The organism is Gimesia maris (genome assembly GCF_008298035.1).
Classification (GTDB): Bacteria; Planctomycetota; Planctomycetia; order Planctomycetales; family Planctomycetaceae; genus Gimesia; species Gimesia maris.
This window is the reverse complement of the sequence record NZ_CP042910.1, coordinates 499,435-511,701: the sequence shown is the minus strand read 5'-3', so window position 1 is coordinate 511,701 and position 12,267 is coordinate 499,435. Positions and strand designations below refer to the sequence as shown.

At 49.9% G+C, this 12,267-nt stretch carries 10 protein-coding genes; 7 read left to right on the top strand and 3 right to left on the bottom strand.

The features are described 5' to 3' along the window. The first annotated feature begins 31 nt into the window (after positions 1 to 31). Together GmarT_RS01910 and GmarT_RS01905 are read left to right on the top strand one after the other, a co-directional pair. Entirely contained in the window at positions 32 to 463 is a 432-nt protein-coding gene (locus GmarT_RS01910) for an acyl-CoA thioesterase (protein ID WP_002647335.1), read from the top strand. A gap of 223 nt (positions 464 to 686) precedes the next feature. Beyond that, entirely contained in the window at positions 687 to 3,140 is a 2,454-nt protein-coding gene (locus GmarT_RS01905; RefSeq protein WP_002647336.1) for an ATP-binding protein, read from the top strand. 60 nt (positions 3,141 to 3,200) lie between these two features. Here GmarT_RS01905 and leuS read toward each other — a convergent pair whose 3' ends face one another. Next, entirely contained in the window at positions 3,201 to 6,125 is a 2,925-nt protein-coding gene (gene leuS / locus GmarT_RS01900; protein ID WP_002647337.1) for a leucine--tRNA ligase, read from the bottom strand. A gap of 300 nt (positions 6,126 to 6,425) precedes the next feature. On the opposite strand from leuS, the gene GmarT_RS01895 reads away from it, so the two are divergent. Next, positions 6,426 to 7,391 (top strand): sugar phosphate isomerase/epimerase family protein, encoded by a 966-nt coding sequence (locus tag GmarT_RS01895; RefSeq protein WP_002647338.1) that lies wholly within the window; start codon positions 6,426 to 6,428, stop codon positions 7,389 to 7,391. Positions 7,392 to 7,437: 46 nt separating this feature from the next. Continuing rightward, complete coding sequence (locus tag GmarT_RS01890) at positions 7,438 to 7,818, top strand: DUF5658 family protein (protein WP_002647339.1); 381 nt, start codon at positions 7,438 to 7,440, stop codon at positions 7,816 to 7,818. Positions 7,819 to 7,845: 27 nt separating this feature from the next. On the opposite strand, the gene GmarT_RS01885 is transcribed toward GmarT_RS01890, so the two are convergent. Further along, positions 7,846 to 8,574: an RsmE family RNA methyltransferase gene (locus tag GmarT_RS01885; protein ID WP_002647340.1), complete on the bottom strand. Its 729-nt coding sequence runs from the start codon at positions 8,572 to 8,574 to the stop codon at positions 7,846 to 7,848. Between the two features lie 282 nt (positions 8,575 to 8,856). On the opposite strand from GmarT_RS01885, the gene GmarT_RS01880 reads away from it, so the two are divergent. Continuing rightward, complete coding sequence (locus tag GmarT_RS01880; protein ID WP_002647341.1) at positions 8,857 to 9,693, top strand: ExeA family protein; 837 nt, start codon at positions 8,857 to 8,859, stop codon at positions 9,691 to 9,693. 38 nt (positions 9,694 to 9,731) lie between these two features. Continuing rightward, entirely contained in the window at positions 9,732 to 10,439 is a 708-nt protein-coding gene (locus GmarT_RS01875; protein ID WP_002647342.1) for an HAD family hydrolase, read from the top strand. A 27-nt stretch (positions 10,440 to 10,466) separates the two neighbouring features. On the opposite strand, the gene GmarT_RS01870 is transcribed toward GmarT_RS01875, so the two are convergent. Continuing rightward, the gene (locus GmarT_RS01870) at positions 10,467 to 11,153 is read right to left on the bottom strand and encodes an SOS response-associated peptidase (RefSeq protein ID WP_044238690.1); all 687 of its coding nucleotides are present in this window, start codon (positions 11,151 to 11,153) and stop codon (positions 10,467 to 10,469) included. Between the two features lie 154 nt (positions 11,154 to 11,307). On the opposite strand from GmarT_RS01870, the gene GmarT_RS01865 reads away from it, so the two are divergent. Further along, the gene (locus GmarT_RS01865; protein ID WP_002647344.1) at positions 11,308 to 12,261 is read left to right on the top strand and encodes an aldo/keto reductase; all 954 of its coding nucleotides are present in this window, start codon (positions 11,308 to 11,310) and stop codon (positions 12,259 to 12,261) included. Positions 12,262 to 12,267: the final 6 nt, after the last annotated feature.

Sequence of the window (12,267 nt, the reverse complement as noted above, 5' to 3'; positions counted from 1 at the left end):
ATACCATACCATAATCGGGGATACAAATTCCATGCATCGCATTTATGAATACGAGCATTTAGTGACTGAAGACGAAATTGATGGCTTAGGACATGTCAATAATGTGGTCTATCTGAAATGGCTGCAGGATGCTGCAGTCGCACACTCGACGGCAAATGGCTGGCCGGGACGCCGTTATCGCGAATTGAAAATCGGCTGGGTCGCACGCAGCCATTTTATCGAATATCTGCAGCCTGCATTTGTCGATCAGAGAATCGTCGTGCAAACCTGGATCTCAACCCTGCAGAAAGTCAAATCTCTCAGAAAATACAGGATACTCCGCCCTGCCGATTCCGAAGTTCTGGTACGTGCGGAGACAAACTGGGCGTTTGTGAATTATGAAAACCTCACCCCCCGCCGGATTCCACCTGAAGTCTCTTCCTGCTTTTGCATTGTTCCTGAATCGGAAGAACCCGCGCGGTAAGAATCCACCAGAAAATCGCTTCCGCATTTTTTAGCTAAGATTCTGACTCAAAACGTGAAAACATACCTGCAGCATGGTACGCTATCTACCATTCAGATGGTGCGCTACTCTGAAGCATTTCTCATTGAACCAGAGAGGCATTTTTAGATACTCGCCCTCTGGTCCGAAATACAGACAATATTCTGAAAGCCGACTCATTTCTTCTTTCCATTCATGGTGAAATATGACTGACCAACCCTACGAAAAACTGGGAGCATTCTATCTGGGCCGAGAATATGACCTGCCTGCAGATCAATTGAAAGAAGACCTGGTTTTATACGACAGTAAAGACCTGACTACACATGCGGTCTGTGTCGGCATGACTGGCAGTGGTAAAACCGGTTTATGCCTGTCTCTGCTGGAAGAAGCGGCCATAGATGATATTCCTGTGATCGCCATCGACCCCAAGGGGGACCTGGGAAACCTGCTGCTGAATTTTCCAGATTTAAAACCGGCTGATTTTCGCCCCTGGATAGAGGAAAGTGAAGCAGTCCGTAAAGGGAAGACACCCGACGAATATGCCAGTTGGACTGCTGATCTCTGGAAGAAGGGATTGGCCGACTGGCAGCAGGATGGCGCTCGTATCGCCCGACTGCGAGATACCGTAGACATGGCGATTTATACGCCTGGCAGTAATGCCGGCTTGCCTGTTTCTGTTCTGAAATCATTTGACGCCCCGAGTGAAGCCGTTTTAAACAACAGTGATGCCCTGCGGGATCGCATCATGTCCACGGTATCAGGACTATTGGCATTGCTGAAGATTAATGCCGATCCGATCAACAGCCGGGAACACATTCTGCTTTCCAATATTCTCAGTAATGCCTGGAAAGAAAAACGCAACCTTTCCATCGCCAGCCTGATCCAGGAAATTCAGTCCCCTCCCTTTGACAAAATCGGTTTCCTCAACCTGGATATGTTTTACCCTGCCAAAGACCGCATGCAGCTCTCTCTGCAACTTAACAACCTACTGGCTTCCCCGGGATTTGAAGCCTGGATGCAGGGGGAAGCATTGAATATTGAGCGACTGTTAATGACCAAACAGGGCAAGCCCCGCATTTCAATTCTTTCGATTGCACATCTGTCAGAATCCGAACGCATGTTTTTTGTGACCGTCCTGCTCAACGAAGTTTTAGCCTGGGTCCGCAGCCAGTCAGGGACTTCGAGCCTGCGGGCCATCCTGTATATGGATGAGGTCTACGGATACTTTCCTCCGACGGCCAATCCGCCTTCCAAAACACCGATGCTCACCCTGTTAAAACAGGCACGTGCCTTTGGCCTGGGTGTGGTACTCTCGACACAGAACCCGGTCGACCTGGACTACAAAGGGCTCTCGAATACCGGTACCTGGTTTATCGGACGTCTGCAGACTGAACGAGACAAAGCACGGGTACTGGATGGACTGGAAAGTGCATCGGGAACAGCGGGCAGCCAGTTTCAGCGACAGCAAATGGAAGCCATTCTGTCGGACCTGGGAAGCCGGGTCTTCCTGTTACACAATGTGCATGAAGACGCCCCCGTTGTCTTCCAGACCAGATGGGCCCTATCCTACCTGCGAGGACCATTGACGCGCAACCAGATCAAAACACTGATGGATCCGCGGAAAGAAGCTGCTTTAGAAGCAACGCCTGTCAAAGCGGAAACAGATCTCGGCACACCCCCAGGACCAGACCTTTCACAACCACCGTTAATTCCACCGGAAATCAGGCAGCGTATCTTCACTGCTGCGACAATCGTCCCCACGGGAAGTCGACTCGTGTATCGCCCGGGCCTGATCGGTCTTGCCAGGCTGCGCTACGCTGATGCCAAATCCAAGGTCGACATCTGGCAGGATGTCGCGCTGCTGTTGACAGTCACCGGTTCAGTCCCGGAGTCTGTCTGGGAAGCAGCCACCTTCATCCCGCCGGGCAACCTGGATTATGATGCAGAGCCCGATTCCCAGGCCGTGTTTGCAGAAGTCGACAGCCTGTTGACAAAACCGAAACAGTACCAGACCTGGGGAAAAGAACTGAAAACGTACCTCTATCAGGAACGATCGCTGAATCTCTGGTTTAGTGCAGACCCCAAACTTTATTCTGATCCCGAAGAAAATGAATCCGCTTTTCGCGCGCGGCTCAAACAATTGATGCGGGAAGAACGTGATCTGCAACTTGAAAAACTGAGAGCAAAATATGCATCCAAATTCGATACCATAAAAAATCGAATTCGTACAGCCGAAGAGCGTGTCGCGCGGGAAGAAGCACAATACAGTGATAAAAAGATGAGTACGTTTCTCTCGATCGGAACCACCATCTTCGGCGCGATCATGGGCAGAAAAATAGCCAGTGCCACCAATGTCCGAAAAGCATCCACGGCTGCCCGCAATGTGGGCCGCACTGCCAAAGAGCATGATGACATCGGGCGGGCAAAAGAGGCGCTGGAAATCCAAAATCAAAAATTTACTGATCTGGAAGACAAGTTTCAACAGGAAATCGATGAACTGGAAGAACCAATTCGACCGGAAGATCTGGAAATTGAAGCTTACCCTGTCCGCCCGCGGAAATCGGATCTCATGGTGAATGAAGTCTCGTTCGCCTGGCTCCCCTGGTCTGTAGATGCAACAGGAATCAGTCAGCCTCTCTATCGACTTGAAGAGGAATAATTCATCCCGAGAATATAAAGGCAGGGTAAAAGCAAGACTGCAGTTCCCCTGCCCTCTTCGTTACTTGACTACAAAGTTGATCAGACGCCCGGGAATCACGATCGCCTTCACGATGGTTTTTCCTTCGAGATGCTGGGCGATCGTCTCATCCTGCTCAGCAGTCTGTTGCATAGTGGCCTGGTCGGCGTCTGCTGCGACTGATACTTTCGACCGTAATTTCCCATTCACCTGTACCGGAATTTCCACGACCGATTCCTGCAGCAAAGCCTCATCATATTCAGGCCACGGCTGGTATGCCAGAGATTCAGTATGCCCCAGGACGCTCCAGAGTTCTTCTGCAATATGAGGCGCAAACGGTGAAAGCAGCAATACGAAGTCGGACAAAACCTCTTTGGACCTGGTTTTCAATGGTCCCATCGCGTTCGTAAATTCCATCATTCGACTGATGGCGGTATTGAATGATAACTTTTCGATATCTTCCGAAACCGCTTTAATGGTTTTGTGTAAAATACGCAACTGGTCTTCATCGGGCTTATCATCGGTGACGGCCTGACTTAAGGTGACCTCTTCCTGTTTTTCATCGATGATCAAACGCCAGACACGACCCAGAAATCGACTGACGCCATCCACGCCACTCATGCTCCAGGGCTTGGTCGCTTCCAGGGGCCCCATAAACATCTCATACATTCGCAGTGCATCAGCGCCATACTGTTCTACAACGACGTCCGGATTGATGACGTTGCCGCGTGACTTCGACATCTTGTAAGCACGGCTGTTGACAGAGATTTCCGGGTGATCAACGAGTACGAAATTCTCACCCTGTTTCTGCACCTGATCCGATTCCAGGCTGACAATGTTGACCGGTGTCCCGGATGATTTTTCGATCCATTTCGTTTCTGATTCATCAGATTCTGTCACATCCTTCGCCGATATCCAGGTGCCGTCCAACTGCTGAAAGCCGGTCAGTTCGACATCGCCTAAAATCATGCCCTGATTCACCAGTTTCTGAAATGGCTCCGGACAGGTGACATGCCCGCGGTCAAACAAGACCTGATGCCAGAAACGGGCGTAAAGCAGATGCAGAACCGCATGCTCGCCACCGCCAATATACAAATCGACGGGCAACCAGTTCTTTTCATTTTCCGGATCGATAAATCGCTCACTGTTTTCAGGATCGGCAAACCGCAAGTAGTACCAGCAGGAACCTGCCCACTGAGGCATGCTGTTGACTTCGCGCAACAACCGCTTGCCGTCCGTATCTGTTTTGTACAGCCATTCGTCGGGTGCAGAAGACAACGGTGGTTCGGGAGTCCCTGCGGACTTGTACTCTTTCATTTCGGGAAGTTCCACCGGCAAACTCTCTTCCGGGTCAGGCCTCATCAGTCCCGTAATCTTGCCATTGTCATCCAACTCATGCCAGATGGGAAACGGTTCCCCCCAGAAATGCTGACGGCTGAACAACCAGTCGCGGAGGCGATAATTGACGGCACCTTTACCAAGGCCCTGCGCGACCAGGCGAGCTGTGATCTCTTTTTTGAAATCGGCAGTCTGCATACCATCAAATTCGCCCGAATGAAGGGCGGTTCCCATTCCGGAGAAGGGAGTTCGCTTTTCGCCGGCGATTTCCGTCTCTAAAGCCTGTTCCTCTTTCGAAGGCTCATAATTCGCAGGGGGCTCGACGACCGGAATGATCGGTAAACCAAACTCAACAGCAAATTCCCAGTCACGTAAATCGTGAGCAGGAACCGCCATGATGGCACCCGTTCCATAACTGATCAACACATAGTCGGCAATCCAGACCGGAATTTTCTCGCCATTGACCGGGTTGATCGCATAACTGCCTGTGAACACCCCTGTTTTTTCTTTTGCCAGATCGGTTCGGTCCAGATCGCTCTTGAGTGCGGCCTGTTTGCGATATGTTTCAACGGCCTGCTTCTGCTCAGTTGTTGTCAGGCGATCCACGAATTCGTGCTCAGGAGCGAGTACCATATAGGTCGCACCAAACAACGTATCGGGACGGGTGGTATAGACGCGTAACACATCCGCTTCTGGATCTTCCGGGAATCCGGTTTCGCTGCGCGATGACTTCCAGGATTCAAATCCCTGCTCCAGGTCGGCGTCTGAATCTCCTGAACCCACATAGAAATCAACTTCTGCGCCTTCGCTGCGACCGATCCAGTTTTTTTGTAACGACTTGATCGACTCGGACCAGTCCAACCCCTCAAGTCCATCAATTAACCGATCGCCGTACTTCGTAATCCGCAGCATCCACTGCCGCAAGGGAATCCGCTCTACCGGGTGACCGCCCCGCTCGCTTTTCCCATCAATGATTTCTTCATTCGCTAATACCGTGCCCAGTTCAGGACACCAGTTGACAGGCGCTTCGTGCTGATATGCCAAACGATGTCGGTTCTGATAATGACGGATTGATTCTTCGCCTTCAGTTTTCACTTTTTCGGGAATCGGCAATTCGCTGATGGGGCGGGCGCGACCAACACGCTGTTTTCCATCAGGTCCCGTCCATTCGAATTCCGAATCAAACCAGGAATCGAATAACTGCAGGAAGATCCATTGTGTCCAGCGAAAGTAATCCGGGTCCGTTGTGGAAAACTCACGACTCCAGTCATAACTGAAACCTAACATCTTCAACTGACGACGGAAGGTATCAATATTTTTCTGAGTGGTGATGCGGGGAGGGGTTCCTGTTTTGATCGCATGCTGCTCGGCAGGCAAGCCGAATGCGTCCCAGCCCATCGGATGCAATACCTGTTTCCCCTGCATGCGGGCGTGGCGACAAACGATGTCAGTTGCCGTATAACCTTCGGGATGACCGACATGCAAACCTTCGCCGGACGGATAAGGAAACATATCGAGAACGTACAGCTTGTCTTTCCCTTCAACAAATTCACCGACTTTGAAGGTTTCGTGCTGATCCCAATAGGTCTGCCATTTGGTTTCAATCCGCTTGGCGTCGTAACGAGGCATTGTGTCCAGTCTTCCTAATCGTTCAAGGGCATGATGGCCCGGCTAAAAATGATTTTTCTGTCGAAATGGGCCAGGACAGCCCAACCCGACATCGTAACAAACAGACAGTAATCCTGTCAGTGATATCTACAGTAATAGAGTAAGTTTAGCCATCCGCAGAAACTTTGCAATTCTGTCTGTTTTTGATACCGAGGGTTTCTTTACGCTCAGTGATTTGTCAAAATACACAAGAACTTTCCCCTGGAACCGCTTTTCGAAAATTTACCTGACTTAACGGTACTCAACTCTGGAGTAAACATAATGGCAGTCCATTCCGATTCCCCCTTTAACGGCGAAACCAGCAGACGTGATTTCCTGAAGTCATCTTCAGCCTGGGGGTTTGCTGCCTTGACAGCAGGTTCTCTGATTTCAGACACCTCTTTTGCAGCAGGAGTTCAGAAAAAAGAGACGCCTGAGCACCTCAAACTGAGTCTGGCCGCCTATTCTTTCCACCGTTACATGCAACAGAGCTGGCCGAAGACCCGTGAGAGAAAAACCCCGGCCACCATGACCATTCAGGACTTCGTCCGTTACTGTGGCGAACAGAAACTGGATGGCTGCGAACTGACCAGCTACTATTTTCCTAATCCCGTCAGCGAAGATTACCTGAAAGAAACACGCGATCTGGCAGGTTCCCTGGGACTGGCTGTATCCGGGACAGCTATCGGAAACGATTTCTGTCTACCCAAAGGAACCGCCCGTGATGAACAGCTGGAAATGACCCGGAAATGGATTGATTATTCTGCGATTCTGGGCGCTCCCGTGATTCGAATTTTCGCCGGTAGGGTCCCCAAAGGGGGGAATGAAGCCGAAGCAATTCGCATGTGCCAGGCAGGCATCAATGAATCACTGAAGTATGCTGAGAAAAAAGGGGTCAGTCTGGCATTGGAAAACCATGGGGGAATCACTTCGACTCCCGAGCAGATGATGCGGATCATTGATGGCATCGACAAAGCCCCGAATTTCGGGATCAATTTTGACAGTGGCAACTTCCGCACAGAGCACCCCTACCAGGACCTGGAAAAAATCGCGCCCCTGGCAATCAATGCCCAGATCAAAGTGGAAATGGGAGGCCGTGGAAATGAGGTTCCCGCAGATATCCCGCGCATTGTAAAGATCCTGAAAGACGCTCATTATAAAAACTTTATTGTTCTGGAATATGAAGCCAAAGAAGAACCAAAAGAAACGATTCCGGGATATTTGAAACAATTGCGAAAACTGATCTGAATTCAAACGATTCCCTGTCCCGCCATTGATCAAACGAGATACCGTCATGGATGAAACTGAAACAGATCCACAGGAGAAAAAAGAAAGGCGCTCGTTCTGGAATCATCAATTACCTCTGGAACGCGAAACCTGCATCTTTATTCTGGTCAATGCGCTGGATGTCTTCATGACTTACCTGCTGCTGGTTACTGGTAATTTCCGGGAATCGAATCAGCTGGCGAATTATTTTATCGCAGGCTGGGGCATCAAAGGCATGGTTTACTTTAAGTTTACCCTGGTCGCAGTAGTAACAGTGATTGCCCAGATCGTAGCACGGAAAAAAATGTCAACGGGGCGCAATCTGCTGAATTTCGGTTCGCTGATAGTCGCCGGAGTGGTCATTTACAGTTTTGCCCTTTTTATGCGTTCGGGCTATCTGTTTAAATAGTTGTGACTAAAACCAGAGGCGACTCTGTCATGCGTCGGCACTGGGTTCCGTCAAACGAATCAGACCGGCAAACAAAATAGCCGCCGTCTCGATGCGCAAGATCCCTTCACTCAGCCTGACAGATTTTGCTCCCTTTTCCAGCGCAGACTGGAGTTCGTCTGGCGTAAAGCCTCCCTCCGGACCAATCAGGATGACCACCGGTGACTCTCGCTTTTCACCTGATCGAAAGAAATCAACCCCGCTGCCAGCCGGGTCTGCTATCAGCAGGCGGCTCTCCGTCTGACTTATCTCTGACAGGAACTCGTCCCAATTCTGCACTTCAGTCAGCTCCATGAGCTGAATCTGACCGGATTGCTTGGCTGCAGAAACGATTGTCTGTTGTAATTTTTTCAATCGATTCTGACCTGGATCGACACTACTGCGTCTGGTCAGGAGAGGAACCAGTTTTGTCACACCCAGTTCCGCTGCTTTCTCAACAAGCCAGCGGAAGCGGTCCCCCTTGGGAACGGCTGTTGCCAATATTAAGGGAGTCTGCGATTTAGCCTGAGCTGCATGTCTTGCTGTCACTTGTACTTCGACTGTTTTCCGGGATGTTTTGCTGATGACGCCTTCTGCTTCCGCCCCGGTTCCATTAAATACGAGAACGGTATCCCCCGCCTGCATCCGCAGGACATGCAACAGATGATGAGCCTCGCTGCCATCCAGCAGGAGCTGATCCACGTCAAACGACCCGTCATAAAAAAAACGATGTGGCATAAATGTTCTCGGAATCGACTACTCAGAAAAACTTTAAACTCTTTAAATTACGCAAGTTGAGAAAAATCAGACAACTCAGACGGGGTTCGGTCATGCCGATAGCATCGAATGACCGATTTTATCAATAAGAAGAGTTTTGAGTTCAGGGCATCCCAATGAGGTTTCTGACTCATCACGCACTTCAAGTATGGATGGTATCTCTCTTCCGGCATGTTCTGCAAGTAGCAGAGATTCAGAACACGCAGGTTCGAACTCAAAATTCAAACAGGTCAAAAAAGAATCATGTATTGCGATTTCTGGAATTTGACACAGGCTCCCTTCAATCAACGGCTGGATCTGGAATACTTCTTCGAAAGTGAAATCCACGAAGAGGCGTTAGCACGCTTATTGTATATTGCAGATGAGCAGAAAAAATGTGGGATTTTCAGCGGGCCAGCGGGAACGGGAAAAACGCTCACATTAAAAGTCTTTGAGCAGTTACTGAAGAGAACCCCTCATCAGTCTGAATTAATCGATCTGATCGGTCTGGGAGAAGAAGAGTTCATCTGGCAGGTTTGTGCCAGCTTACGTCTGGGACCATCCTTCGAGACAAAATTACCGCAGCTCTGGCGACAGCTGACAGATTATCTGAACGGCTTACAGCTGACGCAGGGACGTCAGATTCTACTGTTAGACCATGTTGATCAGGCTCGAACGGAATGCATTCCCGCGCTTGAGCGACTGTTGCATGTCGGCAACCAGCAGTTCCCTTCTTTATCGCTGGTCCTCGCTCTGGATAAGATGAACCTCCCGCAGGCAGACACTCTCTCCCGTATTTCCGATCTGTCGATCGAACTGGATCGCTTTGAGCAGGAAACCACAGAGAGCTATATTACGTCACGTTTAAGCTGGTCAGGTTGCCAGACTGATCTCTTTTCTGCTGCAGCATATCAGGAAATCCAGTCAGTCAGTCAAGGTATTCCTGAAAAAATCAATCAGATCTGTGACCTGGCATTGCTGGCAGGTTTCGAACAGAGCCTGTCAACGATTGATGCTGATGTCGTCAATCGCGTCTGCCATGAAATAAGAGGCATGCCCGTTTCGAGAAACCGCATTTCCGAAGCCATCCAGCGTGTATAGAATACAGAGACTTTTCGTTCATTCAATACACTCATAAAATGTTGGTTCCCATGCATGTCTGTCTGTTTGATATTGATGGCACACTGATCGATACCGGTGGAGCTGGACAACGTTCCATTCTACATATGCTCGAAGAAGTATTTCAGGTTTCTGCACCTGTGGAAGGTATACCTACGGCTGGCCGTACCGATCATTCGATCATGGTTGACCTGTTTGAATTCTTCAACATTGCCAATACCAGTGAAAACCGACAGCGTTTTGAACAGGGTTATCTCAAACTGCTTGCCGAAAAATTGCTGGAGCAGCAAGGTCGAGTTCTGCCCGGAATTCGGGAGATCCTGGAATCACTTTCCCAACAGGAAAATGTTGACCTGGGCCTGCTGACGGGAAACTTCGAACAGGGTGCGAAACAGAAACTGGCACACTATGAGCTGCAACAATATTTCGACTTCGGTGCCTATGGCGACCATCATGCCGACCGGGACGATGTCGCTCATGAAGCGTTAAGACAGATCCGGGAACGCCATGCGGCTGAGTTGCTCGAACGAACTTCGGTCTGGGTCTTAGGTGACACCCCCAACGATATCACGTGTGCACGTGCAATTGGTGCCAACGTGATCGCGGTTGCCACCGGCGTTTACTCTCTGGAAGAACTCCGTCAGTGTGAACCAGATTATCTGTTTGAACATTTTGAAGACGTGCATGCCGTTTTGACGCTCTTTGAACCACCCGAATCGCTGACCTGATCCAGTCTGTCAGAAATCAACAGTTATTTAAAATAAAGTCTTCTGCTCCTGAATCGGCGTGAGACAGTCAGGCGAATCATGAGATACCTTATTGACCTGTGAGCTGACCGGATAAACCTGCATCTCCTCAGCCGGGTAAGTCTGTAGTATTTTTTGCAGCTGTGGAGCGGGCGTCGATTCGGCACTCAACCAGCGTGCGTACTGTTCGGGATGTAAAATGACGGGCATCCGTGGATGGATTGACTCCAGTAAAGGATTGGCGGCCGTGGTTAAGACAGTACAGGTATCGAGTTCTGTACCATCGGGACTCTGCCATTGTTCCCACAACCCTGCCATCGCAAACAGTGGTTCCTCACGCAGTCGCACACACATGGCCTGCCGGGATCGGTTTCCGGTACTTTTCCATTCATAAAACCCGTTGGCGGGAATCAGGCAGCGACGGTAGCGAAACGCATTTTTAAATGCCGGTTTCGAGGATGCGGTTTCCGATCGCGCGTTGATCATTGCCTGTCCGGGTGCCGGGTTTTTGAACCACCCGGGGATGAATCCCCATTGGAAATGGCGGACCTGGTACTCGTCCTGATTTTGAACGATGGCCAAGACAGGCTGTGAGGGAGCAATATTATATCGTGGCGAGATCTGTGGAAACGTCACCAGCTGAAACAGCCGCATGATTTCTTCATCGGGTGAAAACAGGAAAAATCGGGCACACATAATCGCCATGAACCTTCATTTGTTTCGAGAGAACAATATGATACTGTTGCAGAGAGCCTGAATTGATGGTCATTTTAAATGATTTGAAATCGAAATACTATCTACCTGTGATATCAGTTCCCCCCACTGATCCTAGCAGAAAGGAACAGAAACCATGAAGCCGTTACGAAACATCGGAAACACGGATATTCAAATCACCCCTATCGCAATGGGTTGCTGGCCGATTTCGGGAGTCACCAGTGTCGATGTCACAGAACAGGCCAGCCTGGCCACGCTGAACGCTGCATTTGAATCGGGAATCAATTTTTTTGACACTGCGTATTGCTATGGTTATGAAGGAGAAAGCGAACGACTGATTGCACAGGCACTGGGAGACAGAAGAGACCAGATTGTGATTGCGACCAAAGGGGGGATACACTGGCAAGGTACAAAACAGGTGCGCGATGCATCACCAGCCCGGATCAGGCAGGAGTGTGATGAAAGCCTGCAGAGGCTGAACACCGATCGTGTTGAGCTGTACTATCTGCATGGTCCCGACCCCGAAATTCCCGTCAGCGAATCTGCGGGGGCATTCCAGGAATTGTTGGCCTCCGGAAAAATCCTGTCCGTCGGCGTGTCTAATTTCACACTGGAACAGCTTCAGGAATTTGCACGTGTCTGCCCGATTTCAGCATATCAACCTCGCTACAATATGTTGCAACGTGATATTGAGAAAGACCGTCTGCCCTGGTGCATCAAAAACAATGTCTCTGTCATGGCTTACTGGCCTTTAATGAAAGGATTGCTTGCCGGCAAGCTTTCGCGAGACCATCAGTTCGCACCAGAAGATGGTCGGCAGAAATACCCCATGTTTCATGGAGAAGAATGGGAGAAAAACCAGGACTTTCTTGATGTACTGCGAACACTGGCAAATGAAATGAATCGAACAGTAGCGCAAATTGTGGTTCGCTGGACCATTCAACAGCCAGGAATTACCTGCGCCCTTTGCGGAGCAAAACGACCGGAACAGATCAGAGAAAACGCAGAGGCACTGGAGTTTGAACTGTCAGATTCCCAGATTGAAGCGATCAATCGAGCTATCGTACAGCGAGGTACAATCATTTCTTGAGACTTG